The 14790-nt window shown below is 66.8% G+C and carries 12 protein-coding genes and 1 riboswitch; of the genes, 9 read left to right on the top strand and 3 right to left on the bottom strand.

The genetic code is table 11. The features are described 5' to 3' along the window. The first annotated feature begins 720 nt into the window (after positions 1 to 720). The 9 genes from AC20117_RS20560 (at position 721) to AC20117_RS20600 (ending at position 10627) form a co-directional block, all read left to right on the top strand. Entirely contained in the window at positions 721 to 1839 is a 1119-nt protein-coding gene (locus tag AC20117_RS20560; protein ID WP_074701917.1) for a glutamate--cysteine ligase 2, read from the top strand. Between the two features lie 292 nt (positions 1840 to 2131). Next, positions 2132 to 2476: an NADH-quinone oxidoreductase subunit A gene (locus AC20117_RS20565; RefSeq protein ID WP_074701915.1), complete on the top strand. Its 345-nt coding sequence runs from the start codon at positions 2132 to 2134 to the stop codon at positions 2474 to 2476. Continuing rightward, positions 2467 to 3978 carry a hypothetical protein gene (locus tag AC20117_RS23990; protein WP_236777385.1) on the top strand — a complete coding sequence of 504 codons (1512 nt, stop codon included), beginning with the start codon at positions 2467 to 2469 and terminating at the stop codon, positions 3976 to 3978. Before AC20117_RS20565 ends, AC20117_RS23990 begins: the two co-directional genes overlap by 10 nt. A gap of 4 nt (positions 3979 to 3982) precedes the next feature. Beyond that, positions 3983 to 4921 carry an NADH-quinone oxidoreductase subunit H gene (locus AC20117_RS20575; protein WP_074703363.1) on the top strand — a complete coding sequence of 313 codons (939 nt, stop codon included), beginning with the start codon at positions 3983 to 3985 and terminating at the stop codon, positions 4919 to 4921. Between the two features lie 3 nt (positions 4922 to 4924). Beyond that, on the top strand, positions 4925 to 5488 hold the full coding sequence (locus AC20117_RS20580) for an NADH-quinone oxidoreductase subunit J (protein ID WP_074701914.1): 564 nt from the start codon (positions 4925 to 4927) through the stop codon (positions 5486 to 5488). Then, positions 5485 to 5787, top strand: a complete 303-nt coding sequence (locus AC20117_RS20585; protein ID WP_074701912.1) for an NADH-quinone oxidoreductase subunit NuoK — start codon at positions 5485 to 5487, stop codon at positions 5785 to 5787. The genes AC20117_RS20580 and AC20117_RS20585 overlap by 4 nt, the downstream gene beginning before the upstream one ends. Beyond that, complete coding sequence (locus AC20117_RS20590) at positions 5784 to 7697, top strand: proton-conducting transporter transmembrane domain-containing protein (RefSeq protein ID WP_074701911.1); 1914 nt, start codon at positions 5784 to 5786, stop codon at positions 7695 to 7697. Before AC20117_RS20585 ends, AC20117_RS20590 begins: the two co-directional genes overlap by 4 nt. Next, complete coding sequence (locus tag AC20117_RS20595) at positions 7694 to 9190, top strand: complex I subunit 4 family protein (RefSeq protein WP_236777386.1); 1497 nt, start codon at positions 7694 to 7696, stop codon at positions 9188 to 9190. The genes AC20117_RS20590 and AC20117_RS20595 overlap by 4 nt, the downstream gene beginning before the upstream one ends. A 3-nt stretch (positions 9191 to 9193) precedes the next feature. Next, positions 9194 to 10627: an NADH-quinone oxidoreductase subunit N gene (locus tag AC20117_RS20600; RefSeq protein WP_170837963.1), complete on the top strand. Its 1434-nt coding sequence runs from the start codon at positions 9194 to 9196 to the stop codon at positions 10625 to 10627. Between the two features lie 146 nt (positions 10628 to 10773). On the opposite strand, the gene AC20117_RS20605 is transcribed toward AC20117_RS20600, so the two are convergent. The 3 genes from AC20117_RS20605 to AC20117_RS20620 form a co-directional block, all read right to left on the bottom strand. Next, complete coding sequence (locus tag AC20117_RS20605; RefSeq protein WP_074703361.1) at positions 10774 to 11676, bottom strand: C40 family peptidase; 903 nt, start codon at positions 11674 to 11676, stop codon at positions 10774 to 10776. 4 nt (positions 11677 to 11680) lie between these two features. Continuing rightward, positions 11681 to 11856: riboswitch (cyclic di-AMP (ydaO/yuaA leader) on the bottom strand. Between the two features lie 503 nt (positions 11857 to 12359). Then, complete coding sequence (locus AC20117_RS20610; protein WP_074701908.1) at positions 12360 to 12917, bottom strand: DUF305 domain-containing protein; 558 nt, start codon at positions 12915 to 12917, stop codon at positions 12360 to 12362. 428 nt (positions 12918 to 13345) lie between these two features. After that, positions 13346 to 14452, bottom strand: a complete 1107-nt coding sequence (locus AC20117_RS20620) for a cytochrome P450 (protein WP_211482314.1) — start codon at positions 14450 to 14452, stop codon at positions 13346 to 13348. Positions 14453 to 14790 lie beyond the last annotated feature (338 nt).

The following is a 14790-nucleotide window of genomic DNA, read 5'->3' on the forward strand; positions in this document are numbered from 1 at the left end:
ACATGCTACGCTGAAGACGTAGCGTGAGCTTGCGAACCTGGCGGCGGAGTCGAGGGCGTAGCATGTGACCGGAAAACCTCCTCCACGCCCCTCCCGCCAGCAGCCTCTGACACCTTAGCGGCTCCGGGCACAGCCACTTGCCTGCAAGAGTCATTTGGTAACAGGCCCTGCCATTCCACGGCATATTGTTTCCCGGGACCGGCACCTGGCCATACTCATGCAGGCCGACTTCGTGGTGACCAAGGATCCCGTTTCTCGTGCTGGACCGGCGGCAGCCGGCGCCCATCGGCGAAAGCGATTATCGCTAATCGGGCGGGCTCGAAGTCCGCGAACCACTTCCTGCCGGCAAGCCCGGCGGCATCTCCAGTTCCCCTGTGCAGCGACGACAGCGGTCGAATCCGACAGGCCAGACACCGCAAACTGCAGGACCGGACAGGCCTGTGCTCCAGTCGGAAAGTGGGTGCGGAAGCACTTCGAGGCCAGCCCGTTGAACCACTTCGTTTCCCCGGACGATGTCCCTGACGGAGAGTGTCCCGCAGATGCTGTACGGGGTTTAGCGGCGAAGTTACAGTAGGACCAGATCCGTTGAACATCTGATGTCGTCCCGTCGACCAGGAGTTCAAAGGGTTCGGGCACCGGTGTGCCCGGTCCGCGATGCGCCCGGTATCAGCCCTGGAGAAGCGCGGCCGCCCGCCAGAGCGGGCAGGGGCAGGAAGCACAGTGCGTACGTTCGGTGTGGAGGAAGAACTGCTGCTCGTCGATCCGGGCAGCGGGGCGGCGGTGCCCATGGCCGGGCAGGTTATGGATCTTTACGCCCGATCCGACCTATCCGGGATCGCTCCGGAAGCTGGCGTGCGGGCAGTGGCGCTGACCCATGAGTTCGTCCAGGAGCAGATCGAAACCGCTACAGCCGTGCATACCACGCTCCACGGACTTGCCGAGGACATCCTGGCCGGCCGGGCACGGGCTGATTTCCTGGCGCGCCAGGTCGGGGCCAGAGCCATAGCCCTCGGAACCGCGCCCCTGCCCGCAGAACTGCACACGGTGCGGTTGCCGCGTTTCGAAGCGATCAGGAACCAGCTGGGGCTGACCGCGGTCCAGCAGCTGACGTGCGCCTGCCATGTGCACGTCGGGATTAGATCGCCGGAGGAAGGCGTGGCGGTGCTGGACCGCATCAGGGTCTGGCTTCCGGCACTGGCGGCATTGAGTGCCAATTCGCCGTTTTGGGACGGCACCGACACCGGATACGCCAGCTTCCGCACGCAGCTCTGGGGCCGCTGGCCGACGACCGGCCCCACGGAGATATTCGGTTCCGCGGACGCCTACCGCCGGCTCGTGCGTGACCTGCTCGCGACCGGTGTCCTGCTGGATGAAGGCATGGTGTATTTTGATGCCCGGCTGTCCCGGACCTATCCGACTGTGGAGATCCGGGTCTCCGACGTTTGTCTCAACGCCAAGGATGCCGTCCTTATCGCCGCCTTGACCCGTGCACTGGTCGAGACTGCAGCAAGGCAATGGCGGTCTGGACGGCCGCCGCCGGTGATGCCCGCTCCCCTGCTGAAACTTGCAGCCTGGCAGGCCAGCAGGCACGGCATCGAAGCGGAGCTTCTCCATCCTCTGGATGCGAGGCCTTATCCAGCGGAAGACGTCATCGGTTTACTGCTCGACCACACCCTCCCGGCCCTCGCCGACGTCGGAGACGATGCATGGGCCGAAGACCTCCTTCGGGATCTCCTCCGCCGGGGCAACGGTTCCCGACAGCAGCGGAATGCCTATAGGGACACACGGTCCTTCACAGGCGTGGTGGCCGAAGCTTTGAAGCACACCGGCACCGGGTAGATCGGCCCGGCCCGCACTGTCGATCCCAGGACGGCAGCGACGGAACCATCCCGGTTCCGGCCTTGCTTTCGGGCCTGTGATGCACTGGCCAGACTTCGAATAGTAAGGGTACTGTGCGTATTGGGGCCCGGCGCCGCCGGACCGCAGCAACCGGATTGGAGCAGGACCATGAATCACATCAGCTCGATGCTCGAAACCTATCCGAAGGACCCGGGCGGGGTGGACAGGGAGAAGCTTGCCTGCGCGGACCTGGTCTCCGCACTGGGCTGAGCTTCGAGCCCCCCGTCCGCCCGTGTACTCCGGAATCGTGGCCATGGCCCTGATGGCGGTGTTCGCCGTCGTCTTCCTTTATGCGTTTCACCGCCTGACCGCTGTCGCCGCCAGGCCGGTGGAGGTTCTGCCCTTCCAGTCCGGCTGGATGCCGCAGGAGCACGCTTTGTCCCGGTTCCATGTGCGCTGGTACCTGGCCTCGATCGTTTTCCTGGCCTTCGACGTCGAGATGCTCTTCATGTACCCCTGGGCCGTGATCGTGATCGAAAGAGGGCTTTCCGCTGTCGTGGAGATGTTCCTGTTTCTCGGCGCCCTGCTTGTAGCGGTGGTCTGGGCCTGGAGGGAGGGAGCCTTTCGATGGGCTTGACCGATGCCCTCGCCCGCCTTGCCGTGCACGCTACCCGGGTCCTCATCGTGGAGGCCCCGGGACAGTGGCCGACACGGGTGGAGCTCGAGCAGCAGATGCTGCGCCGCGGGTGGCGCCCTGCGTGGACACCAGGAGACGCGGACGTGCTCGCTGTGTGCGGGATACCCGGTCCCGAACTGGCCCAACTTGTGGAACGCCTCTGGGAACAGATGCCTGGACCACGCGTACGCGCCGCCGTCACCTCGCCCACAGCTGTTACCTCCGCCCTCAACGAAGCGGCAGCCCTCCTTCTTGACACCCCCGCCCACAGGACCGACGCCCAGGAGCGGGCGCAGAAACCACAGATCCCCGCGGTCATGGACGGTGGCGGCCACAGTGGAATGGGCCACCACGGCATGGACCACGGTGGGCACGGCGGGATGGACCACAGCAGCCACGGCGACACGGACCAGCCCCGGCCAAGTGGTGAAGACCACCAAAACATGGACCACGGTGGGCATGGCGGGATGGACCACAGCAGCCACGGGGACATGAACCACGGCGACACCGACCAGCCCCGGCCAAGCGGTGAAGACCACCGCACCATGAAGCACGAAGACCACCAAAACATGGACCACAGCGGCATGAACCACGGTGGGCACGGCGGGATGGACCACAGCAGCCATGGGGGCATGGACCACGGGGACACCGACCAGGGCCGGCCAGGCGACGAAGACCACCGCACCATGAAGCGCGAAGACCACCAAAATATGGACCACAGCGGCATGAACCATGGTGGGCACGGCGGGATGGACCACAGCGGCCACGGGGGTATGGACCTGGCCCCGGAAGGTATTCCGCTGGCCCAGGGCGGGGAGGACCGCGACGGTTTGGGGGTGGATGTGCTGCATTTGCCCTTGGGCCCGGTGCTGCCGTTCTGGCCGGCTGGCCTGGTCCTGCATTGTTCGTTGCAGGGCGATGTAGTGGTTGGTGCCGACGCGGCCGTGGTGGACGGCGGGAGCCACGGGGTCGGCATCCACAGCCGGCATTCCGGCTTGGTGCCGGCTGCGGCGGTGCGGTGTGACAACCTCGTGGCGCTGCTGGCACTGGTCGGCATGCAGGACCTTGCCGCGCGTGCCCGGTCGGCAAGGGACGCGTTGTTGCGCGGTGACCGTGGCGGCTCCCGAGGAGACGTGGAGCGGTTGAACCGGGTTGTGCGCAGGTCCATCATTCTGCGCTGGTCCCTGCGTGGGGTTCTGCCGCTCACACCGGCTGACCTGGAGCGCCACAGTTTGCCGGACCGCTGTCTCGGGGATGCCTACGACCGGTTGCTGTCACTGGTGGAACGGGTCCGGGCCGAGGTGAACGGTGCAAATCCAGGGGCATCGGTTGGCGCTGGAACGGTGCCGTGGGACGTGGTGCCGCATCTGGTGACCGGGCTGGAGATCGGCACGGTGCGTTTGGCGGTGGCGAGTCTGGACCTTGACCCGCTCCCGGCCGTCCACGAGGTGGGACATGCCTGAGAGCATGCCTGAGACCGTGCTGACGACTGTTCCCGCCGGTTGGGCGGTACTGGCGGGCATCGTTTTGTGCGCCCTGGCCTTCTTCGCAGCCGCTCTCGATTCGGCCCTGTCCGCACGCGCCGAGGGTGCCGGTCGCGGAGGATGGCTGGCACCTGCGTGGTCGACGGTGCGTTTGCTGCGGCAGCGGCGGCGGACCGTCGTGACCGCGGACACTTTGTTGTTGCGGGTCGGGGCGGCCGGGATGTTGGTCGGGTCGTTCCTGATGGTCGCGGTGATCCCGCTGGGCCGGTGGACACTGGCAGATTTGGACGTTGGTGTCGTGTGGTTCAACACGGTTGATGTCATGGTCTGGGCATTGGTCTGGCTGGCGGGCTGGGGGGCGAACTCGGTCCACGGTCTGGTCGGCGGTTACCGGTTCCTGGCCCACGGGTTGGCGTATGAGCTGCCTTTGATGTTCGCGCTGGTGGCTCCGGCGATTGCGGCCGGCAGTCTCAGGGTGGGCGATGCGGCCGGCGCCCAGGACCGGCTGTGGTTCGTGGTGTGGATGCCGGCAGCGTTCGTCATCTTCCTGATTGGAGTGACCGGGTTCTCGGTGTGGGGGCCCTTTGCCGCGGCCGTCGGCGCGGATGTCGCCGGTGGTGTGCTGGCCGAACTGTCCGGGGTGGACCGCCTCGTCCTGCAGGCCGGGCGCTACGCCTTCCTGGCGGCCGGGGCCGCGTTTTCGGTGCCGCTGTTTTTGGGCGGGGGCGCCGGGCCGTTCCTGCCGGAGTGGGCGTGGGTGGTGGTGAAGACCGTCGTGGTTCTGGCGGTACTGGTGTGGTTGCGGCGGAAGCTGCCGGTGTTCCGCCCGGACCGGTTCCTGGAGTTCGGGTGGGTGGTGCTGCTCCCGGCGGCCGTGGCCCAGGACCTCGTGGTATCTCTCGTCGTCGTGTGGAAGGGCTGAGCCGTGGTGGCTGCAATCGTGTTCTGGGGATTGGCCGTGGTGGCTGTGGCCGCCGGGGTGGCGGTCTTCGTGGTGGATTCCATGGCCCGGGCTACTTATGCCCTGGCGGTGTCGTTCATTGCCGTCGGGGCGCTGATCATCCTGCTGCAGCAAAGTTATCTGGGGGTCATCACGATCCTGATGATGGTGATGGAGATGGCGGTGATGGCCGTCTACATGGTGATGTTCATGGGCATGAATCCGGCGCTGATGCCCATGGATATGACCCACGGCAAGAAGACGGCGATCGGCGCTTCCGCGGGTGTTTTCGTCCTGCTGGCCTCCGGTGCGCTGTTGATCCCGTGGCCGGAGCGCCGCGGGGTTCCGGCAGAGGACCTCACGAACGCGCTGGGAATGGAGATCATGGGCGAAAAGATGCTGGTGATGGCGGTGGTGGGCCCGGTCATGGTGGCGACCATCGTCGCCGGAGTGGTCCTCGCGGCCGGCCGCACCCGCTACGACCGTCTGGGCGATGACCTGCGCCGCCGCCCGGCGGATGACCCCCAACCCGGAGGGGTGGGCCGATGAGCCTGGACGCTGTTCTGGTCGTCGCCGCCGCGCTGTTCGCGGTGGGGCTCTACGGGGCCCTCTCGCAGCAGGTGGTGGTGATGGTGATGATGGGCCTGGAGCTGATGGTCAACGGGGTGCTGCTGGCCGCCGCCGGATTTTGGTGGTTCATGGCCCCGGCCCCCTCCGGGCAGGTGCTGCTGCTGGTGGTGCTGGCGGCGATGACCGTGGAGATGGCCATGGGTTTTGCCGTGGCCACGCTGCTGCACCGGCGGCGGCAGACGGACATGACCGACATGGCTGAGGACCTGTCCCGGTGACGGCGGTCCAGGCCGCGCTGCTGACACTTGTGCTGTTGCCCGCCGCCGTGGGTGTACTGCTGGCCCTGGTCCGAGGCGCCGAACGCGTGGCCGCGCCGGTAGCCGTCGTAACCGCCGGGCTTGCGACGGCCCTGGCGTTCGTTGTTGCCCTGGCCCGGCCAAGCCTGGTGGTTCCGTTCATGGTCGGGGCCGACTTCTCGCTGGCGGTCGACGCCCTGGCGGCACTGGTCGTGCCGGCGGTCGCCGCGGTGACTTTCCTGGTGCTGGTCTTCGCGGCCGGGAACATCCGGGAGTCCCGGGGCCGGTTCCATGGGCTGATGCTGATCTTCGCAGCGGCCGCTTTGGCCACCGCGACGGCAGCCAGTATCCCGGCGCTGTTGTTCGCGTGGGAGCTGATGGGTGCGACTTCCTACGCACTGATCGGGTTCTGGTGGCGCGACACCGACCGGGTCGCGGCCGGGCTGACGGCCTTTGTCACTACCCGTACCGGCGACCTCGGCCTGTACGTGGCCGCCGGCGCCGCCCTGGCCGGTGGGGCCGGGATGGCCCTGGCCGACCTGCCGGCAGCTACTGATCCGTGGCGCCATGTCATCGCCGCCGGGATCCTGGTCGCCGCACTGGGCAAGGCGGCCCAGCTGCCCTTCTCGTTCTGGCTCTCCGGGGCGATGAAGGGTCCCAGTCCGGTGAGTGCCCTGTTGCACTCTGCGGCGATGGTGGCCATGGGCGGGTACCTGCTGCTGCGGGTGGAGCCGTTGCTGGCAGCAACCGGCTGGGCCGGGCCGGTGGCGGCGTGGACCGGGGTGGTCACCGCGGTTCTGATGGGGGCCGTGGCCCTGGCCCAGCGTGAGCTCAAGCAGTTGCTCGCAGCCTCCACGGTCGCCCAGCTGGGCTTTGTGGTCCTGGCGGCCGGCGTGGGCGCGGTCAGCGGCGGTGCGGCCCATTTGGTGGCCCACGCCTCGACCAAGGCCATGTTGTTCCTGGCCGCCGGGGCGTGGCTGACGGCACTGGGTACCGGGGAGCTGGCCGGGCTGCGGGGCGTGGGGCGCCGGTGGCGGGTCGTCGGCGTGGCCGCCACCGTTGGTGCGCTTGCCCTGGCCGGGATTGCCCCGCTGTCGCTGTGGGCCACCAAGGACGCCGTGCTCGCCGCCGCACTCGTGGCCTCCCCGTGGCTCTACGCTGCCGGTCTCGTGGCCGCTGCGTTGTCCGCGGCCTATGCAGGGAAGGCCCTGTGGACGATCTGGCGCCGCGGGCAACGCGAGGAAGCGGAGGAGGGCGGCACCGGCGAAGTGGGGGCGCTGGAGCGGGCACCGCTGGTCGTGCTCGCGGCCGGAGCCGCGGTGCTGGGCGTGCTCGCCCTGCCGCCCATCAGCGGCACTCTCGCCGGGGCCCTCGGCGGACACGGAGAGGTTGCGTTGACCGAGTTGCTGGTTTCGGCGGGAATCGCCCTCGTGGTGCTGCTGGCCATGTTCCGGTGGCGCGCCCCGGAGCCCGGATGGGCCCGGCAGTGGCTGTGGCTGGAGGACACCGCCCACACCGTTATTGTCCGCCCCGCCCTGGCCCTCGCCAGAGCGCTGGCCCGCTTCGACGACCGGGTCATCGACCGTGCCGCACTGGCTGCCGCCAGGTCCGTGGCCGTGGCGGCCCGTGCCGCCGCGCACGTCGACGACCGCGTCCTCGACAGCGGGATCGAGGCCACGGCGGCCGCCGCCGATGCGGCCGGACGGGGTGCTGCACGTCTCGATGACGCCACGGTGGACGGTGCTGTCGAAGGCCTCGCGGGCCGGGTTCGCCGGTTGAGTGAGGCCGCCCGGGCACCGCAGACCGGGGCGGTCCACCAGTACCTTCTCCAGGCCGTCGCGGTCCTCGCCCTTGGGGTCCTCGCCTGGTCCGTCTATGCCGTGATGGGATGAGCATGCTGAGTCTGATCGTCTTCCTGCCCCTGGCCGTCGCCGCCGTCCTGGCTGCGATGCCCGCAATCGGCCCCACCGCAGGGCGGTGGATCTGGGTGGCCATGAGCGCCGCGGAGCTGGTGCTCGTGGGGGTGGTGTGGGCAGGCTACGAGGATCCTGGGCCCAGCGGGTTGGCGTTCGAGGAGCAGGTGCCGTGGATCCCAGGGGTCAACAGCAGCTACCACGTGGGCGTGGACGGTCTCTCCCTGCCTTTGCTGGCCATGACGGCCGTCGTGTTCCTGGCCTGCGCGGTCTACGCCCTGCGGGACTCCGACCGGCCCCGCGTGCAGGCGGCCCTGTTCCTTTTCCTGCAAGGGGTGAGTCTGGGGCTGTTCGTGGCGGCCGACCTCATCCTGTTCTTCGTCTTCTTCGACCTGTCCATCGTGGGCATGTACTTCGTGATCGCCGGGTGGGGCCACGGCAACGCGGCCCGGTCGGCGCTGAAGTTTTTCCTCTACACGTTCCTGGGTTCCCTGGCCCTGCTGCTGGGCTTCATCGGGCTCTATGTGGCCGCCGAACCGCATACCTTCGACATTCCCGAGCTCGTCGCCGCGGCCCCGCTCGAGGGCAGCGCCCTCACCGGTGGGCTGGTGTTGGCTGCGGTCCTGGTGGGTCTGGCCGTGAAAACCCCCACCGTCCCGTTCCATACCTGGCTCCCCCCGGCCCACACCGACGCCCCGGCCATCGGCTCGGCCGTACTGGCGGGCGTGCTGCTGAAGATGGGAACCTACGGGTTCGTGCGGATCGCCATGCCGATGCTGCCCGACGCATGGCGGGCCTGGGCATGGGTGATCGTCGTGATCGGCATCATCTCGGTGCTCTACGGAGCGTTCGTGGCCCTGGCCCAGACCGATCTGAAACGGATGATTGCCTACACTTCCGTGAACCACATGGGCTACATCGTCCTGGCACTGGGCGCAGTCGGGCTCCTCGCCGACGACGCCGCCCAGGCCCGCTCCGTGGCGGTCACCGGCGCAATGGTACAAATGGTCAGCCACGGGCTGATCACCGCAGCACTGTTCCTGCTGGCCGGGGTGATGCAGGACCGGTCGGGCACCTACGACATGGGCTCCTACGGCGGCCTCGCGGCCCCGGCATCACGCTATGCGGCGTTGTTCGCGGTCGGCGCCTTCGCGTCTCTTGGCCTGCCCGGGTTCTCCGGGTTCATCGCCGAGTTTCAGATTTTCGCCGGCAGCATCGCACTCGCCCCCGTGACCGCGGTCGCGCTGCTCGGCATCCTAGTCACCGCCGCCCTGTTCCTGCGCGCCCTGCAGCGGGTCTTCACCGGGCCCGTGGAGGGCCGCTCCCCCGGGTTCACGGATCTGCGTCCCCGGGAACTTTGGTCGGTCGCGCCGCTGCTGGGCCTGTCCCTGCTTATCGGTGTGCTGCCCCGGTTCCTGCTCGAGGTGATCGAGCCGGCCGCCTCCGCCCTCGCTACCCTGGTCAGGAGCTAGCCGATGGAAGCATCGATGCGGATGCTGCCCGCGCTGCTGCTCCCCGAGATCATCGTCTTCATCGGAGCCCTCGCGGTGCTGCTGGGAGGGTCGTTTTTACCGCGCAGGCGCCAGTGGATCGCCCGCATCGTGGCCGCCCTGGCCTTGCTGGGTGCTGCTGCCGCAGCCATTTCCGCCATGTTTGCGCCGGCGCAAACCGCCTTCAGCGGCACCTTCGCCGTTGACACCGCCACGGGCACGGCCCGTATCGTCACCGCCGTGGCTACACTGCTGGTGCTGGGTGTGGCCTCCGGGGAGATAGCCGCTTCGCCTCGGGAATCCGACACCTACGCACTGCTGCTGTTCGCCGCCACCGGGGTGATGGTCCTGGCCGGAGCCTCGGACCTGCTGGTGCTCATCGCCGGGTTCCTGCTGGCCAGCATCCCCCTGTACGGGATCGTTGGTTTGGCCGGTGGCCGGTCCGGGGCCGAAGCCGCCATGAAGACTTACCTTATGGGCGCGCTGTCGGGGATCCTGCTCATGCTCGGGGTCACCGTGCTCTATGCCTTGGCGGGCGGCACCGGTTACGCCCTGCTCCGGGAAACTCTCCCCGACGCCCCGGGGGCGGCCGTGGGGGCCGGTGTATTAGGCGTGCTGGCCGGGCTGCTCTTTAAAGCCGGCGGGGTGCCCTTCCACTTCTGGGTGCCCGACGCATCCCAAGGCACCGGGGGTACCGCCGCCACGTTCCTCACCACGGTCCCGAAAGTGGGCGCGCTGGTGGCGGTGTACAGGCTCGTCGATACGGTCTCCACCGGTGAGGACACTTTGTTGTTCGTTGCGGCGATACTGGCTACGGCGTCGATGTTCCTGGGCAACCTCGCCGCCTATTGGCAGAATGACCCCCGCCGGCTGTTGGGCTGGTCGACCGTGGCCCAGGTTGGATTCCTGCTGGTGCCCGTGGCGGCGGCCGGGCGCAGCGGCCTGGCCTTGCCCTCGCTGCTGTTCTATCTGGCCGCTTATGCCGTCACCAATGTCGCCGCCTTCGCCGTCACCGCCGCGTTGCCCCGGCACCGGGAGTTGGCGGCCTACCGGGGCCTTGTCCGGGCCCGTCCGGGGCTGGCGCTGGCCCTGCTCGTTGCGCTGCTGGGGCTGGTGGGCACTCCGCCACTGGCGGTGTTCGTCGGAAAACTCACCACCGCCACCGCCGCCTGGGACGGCGGGTACGGCTGGCTGGCCCTGGCAGTGATGCTCAACAGTCTGCTCAGCCTCTTCTACTACCTGCGCTGGTTCGCCCCCGTCTTCGCCCGCCCGCACCAAGGTGCCCTAGGGTTCCCGCAAGCGGGCGGGGCCGCCGCCTGGCCCGCGGCGACTGCGGGTGTAGCAGCGGTCTCGAGTCTGGCGCTTGGCCTCCTTGCCGGGCCCCTGTGGGCGGCCCTCGAAGGCCCCCTGGCCATGTAGGGCCGGCTGGCTGAGCGTGCCCGGCGGGAAAGCGTAGGGGGCCGGGGCAGAGATGCCACTGAAGCTGTAGTTAAAGAAGTATGCACCGTCGGCGGTTCCGACGGTGCATACTTCTATGGCTGCCGCAGATGCACGGCTGCGGGGATTTACCGGACGGTGTAGTAACCGTCTACCGGCATCCAGCTGATCGGGTGGACCAAAGTGCCATCGCCCGGATTCAGGGCGCTGACCATCTTGCCGTCGCCAAGGTAGATACCGATGTGGCCTCCACCGTTCTGGGATACCAGGTCGCCCGGCTGCGGGTTGCTGGTCGGCGTCATGGCCGCGATTTGCTGCTGGCTGGTCCGGGGAAGGTCGATGCCTGCCTGGGCGTAGACCCATTTCGTGAAGCCGGAGCAGTCCCACCCGGTGCTCGGTGAAGTTCCGCCGTAGACATACGGAGAATCCACCATGGACTTGGCGACATCGGCGATGCTGGAAGTGCTGGCGGCCGGTTCAATGTTGGCGCTTGCTGCAGCAACCGTGAAGGCTTCTTCCTTCGGCTCGGCCGGTGCCGGCGCTTCTGCCGGGGCCGGAGCGGGGGCCGGAGCAGTCTCTGCCGGTGCGGCCTGGGCCGGGGCCTGGGCAGCCGGCGCCTGCGCGGCACCGGGGAGCTGGATGATGTCACCGGGGTAGATGATCGACGTCCAGTCGAGGCCGTTGGCCGCGAAGAGCTCGTTCAGGTCGACGCCGTGCTGCGCGGCAATGTTGCCGAGGGTGTCGCCGGCCTTGACGGTGTGGGTTGCAGCGCCCTCATCAGAGGAGGCAGGAGCGGATGCCGGAGTGGCAACGGTTTCAGCTTGGGTCGATGCGGCGAAGTTACTGGAATCCACTTCTGCGGCAGCGTTGGCGGGCAGGCCGGCGCCGAGCATCAGGCCACCGGCAGCGGTGACAACTGCGGCACTGCGGCCAACGGTACCTGCGTGGGACGAAACGGCCTTCGAAACTCCGCTGAACGGGTTGCTGTGGACCGGGGTGGCACGGTGGCGTGCGTGATTGTTTTTGAACAAGGTTGTAGCCTCTCCCAATGCCTGCGAGGTAAGCTGTCGGGTTCGGATGGGAGTCACCCGGCCGCGTTCCACCTCGGAAAATCGCTCCGTGGTGCACTGCGGCTTAACCCCAAGGGCTCTGGAGGGAGCCCGGTAAACGTGGGTCCCCCGCCTCTGCCATCTGTTTGGCGAACGGACTCGGAACGGTGGCAGAGTTAGGCAAAGCCATTCCGAGGGGGCCGGCCCAGGAAGCGCCGACGTGATTGCCACCCTACATAACGAATTGGTAACAACGCAAAACGGACGCGCACCAAGGCCCGGTTACCGAGGCATGTAATGCTGATGAAGGGATGAAGCATTCCGGTTGGCGAAGCGCGGCATTCATGGCAATCTAGGTCCGCTAATCCGTGTGGAAGAAGCGTAGGAAACGGACTGAGGCTCTGCTTTTTCGTTCGCATGCAGGCTAAGAAAGACAGCTGCCGTCCCGATGCTTAAATGACCGGGCACCGACCGGACTAGGAGATTGGGAGTTACTCCTGGCCATGGCCGGTGCCCCTGTTCACTAGCACCTATGAGGCGGTTTCCACACTATCGGCACCTTATGTGCGGCAGAGCAACGTTCCCTGACCGTTGACTGAACGCCGACGATCATGCGGCAAGGGCTAGGGTAGGCAGACGTTCTGCGGCGTGATCCTGTGGCCGTACTAGGGCAAACTCAGTGCAGATGAAACGCCCTGGCAGTTCCTGAGCGCACTCACCTCGTACTCCGGTACCTGTCGGTTTTCAGCCTCGTCGGCGGTTTCCGCCGGCCCGTTCTCCGCAATGTCGTTGACGAGCCATTCCATCTCGCTGATTTCCCGCCGTTGGGCCTCACTGATGGCAACTGCCAGCTCGCACACCCGGTAGTCCTCGATCCCGGCCCGTTCCGACCGCAGGATCGCCATGGAGTGGTGGGGGATCATTGAGTTCATGAACGCGGTGTCGTCGATGGTGGCCTGGATGCGATCGAGGCTGATGGAGGTCGCGAGTACGAGCAAAGCCACCCCCACGATGGCTATGTTCACCTTCCGGTTCCGGTACATGTTCATCATCCAGCCGAGCATAACCAGGGCCATCACGCCGCCCATCGTGATCGCCATGTACATCCGGCTCTTGCTCCACCGCAAGTGTTCCAGCGCGTAGGTGTCGATGAACATGAGCCCGTACATCACGACGGTGGCGGTGGCGATCATCGCGCCGAAACGCCAATAGCTCATCTTCATCCCTCCTCCTTTGCCCTGCCCGCGGTTTGCCTGGTTCTTGTCCGTATCTGACTTCATCACGTGTCCTCTCTTTGCCAAGCACCGCGTGGTTCGGCGGGGCTGCGGGCTGTTTAAATTACGGTCAGGGTAAGATGGCGGCTTCTTCGAGGAAAGGCTGTACGGACGAGGCGAAGAGGACGATCAACTCGTCTTCGCGCATGAGGACAACCGTCGGACGGATGATAGTCACTGCGTTCTCGAATAGTCCGCATGGCTCGACCCGGTGGCGGGCTTCATCATTGCCGCCTTCGCCGTCTACGAAGGCGGGGAAGCCTGGGAAGGCGAACTTGTCGAGGACAACGCCGACGACTGAAACACGACGATGGACCCAGCTGTCCGCACCTTATGCTGCCATCCCCCAAAGGCCTCCCCGCCGGCGCCGCGGGAACTCACCCTGCCCGTAGCGGGGCCCGCGGCATGAGGACGAAGCCGCTGCCGGGTAAAGCGGGTATCCGGCGAAGGCTGATACCCAGATCCTGGACCGGCACATGGCAGTCAGTAGTAGACAGCAGGAGTGCTGCCGCCTTCACCAACTCCAGCGTGATGCGCTCCCCCGGGCAGCGATGCGTGCTCCCGGCGTCCCCGGCGCCTTGGGGCACCAAGGCATGCGGAGTGATCTCCTGGTTCCGGAAACGGTCGGGAGTAAATGCATGCGGATCCGCCCAGACCCGGCCGTCGCGGTTGGTGCCGTACAGGTCGAACAGGACCCAGGTTCCGGCCGGCAGCCTGTTGTCCCTCCAGACGGCTTCTTCGCGGGCGACTCCGCCCACAGCCGGGAAGAACGGGTAAAACCGCCTGACTTCCTGCGCAAACGCCTCCAGCTCATCAGGTCCGGACGAAACAATCTTTGAGCGCCAGCGGGGATATTCCGCCAGTGCCAGTGCAGCGAACACAATAAAGCGGCCCACAGCCACCGTCGGACGCAGCAGATTGATCAGCTCCACAGCTGCGACCTTGGCAGTCAGAAGATCGCCGTCGACATCCCTGTGGCCTGCGATCTGGGAGGCCGGGCATCCCGCTGGTGTCTTCACCGTGCCCGAACGGATCCGCTCGACCAGCTCGGTGGCCCACTTTTCCGTCCGGTTCCGGCGCAACTGAGCCCACCAGTTGCCCGGGCCCAAGGAGGCTGCTTTGTCGATCATACGGCTGAGCTCGCGGGCCAAGGTCTCGGCGCCGCGGTCGGAAACCGGCACACCCGCCCATTGACAGGCAGCCCGGGTAAGAATGAGCCGCACCTCATCATGCAGGATCACCGGTTCCTGCCACTCTTGAGCCCGGTCCAGCCAGGCGCCCTCGAAAATGTCCTTGAGACGGCTGACGGAGTCCTCAGACATGAGATCCATAAACATGGCCTTGCGGTGGCGGTGGTGACCGTCATCGAGCATCTGGACGCTGCCTTTGTCCTGGAGCAGGCGAAGGGTGTTCGGCGGCAATGCGCCCTGTCGCGTGAACTGTCCGCTCGTATACAGCAGAGCCGCTGCCTCTGCTCCGCGCATGCAGATAACTTGTCGCCCTGCTATCCGGGTCCGGAAGGCGTCAGTACCGAGCTTGTCGCAGCGGGAGGAGATGAAACTGTAGCCTTCGCGGAGAAAAGGGATCGAACTGTCAAGCGTCACAAGGCTTGGAATCATGTTGCCCTCGTTTTCCTTGGGATCGGGTGCGGAAGGTTGGAGGCAAGTGTCGCCGTAGTGCGTTCCCCATATCGTCGCCACGGTCAGTGGCAGAGTCAAGGACATGCCCGAACACAACTCATACTGGCCGCCCCCTTGCCCAGGACCGCCACTACACGGCGGAACATTTTCTCCACGTGTCCGCTGCGACAATACCGCGCTGG

Source organism: Arthrobacter crystallopoietes (genome assembly GCF_002849715.1).
Classification (GTDB): Bacteria; Actinomycetota; Actinomycetes; order Actinomycetales; family Micrococcaceae; genus Crystallibacter; species Crystallibacter crystallopoietes.

Coding starts and splice junctions, on each gene's coding strand:
- AC20117_RS23990 (WP_236777385.1), top strand. CDS start 2,467: ATGGGCTTGACCGATGCCCTCGCCCGCCTTGCCGTGCACGCTACCCGG.
- AC20117_RS20600 (WP_170837963.1), top strand. CDS start 9,194: ATGGAAGCATCGATGCGGATGCTGCCCGCGCTGCTGCTCCCCGAGATC.
- AC20117_RS20585 (WP_074701912.1), top strand. CDS start 5,485: ATGAGCCTGGACGCTGTTCTGGTCGTCGCCGCCGCGCTGTTCGCGGTG.
- AC20117_RS20575 (WP_074703363.1), top strand. CDS start 3,983: ATGCCTGAGACCGTGCTGACGACTGTTCCCGCCGGTTGGGCGGTACTG.
- AC20117_RS20610 (WP_074701908.1), bottom strand. CDS start 12,917: ATGAAGATGAGCTATTGGCGTTTCGGCGCGATGATCGCCACCGCCACC.
- AC20117_RS20620 (WP_211482314.1), bottom strand. CDS start 14,452: ATGCGCGGAGCAGAGGCAGCGGCTCTGCTGTATACGAGCGGACAGTTC.
- AC20117_RS20595 (WP_236777386.1), top strand. CDS start 7,694: ATGAGCATGCTGAGTCTGATCGTCTTCCTGCCCCTGGCCGTCGCCGCC.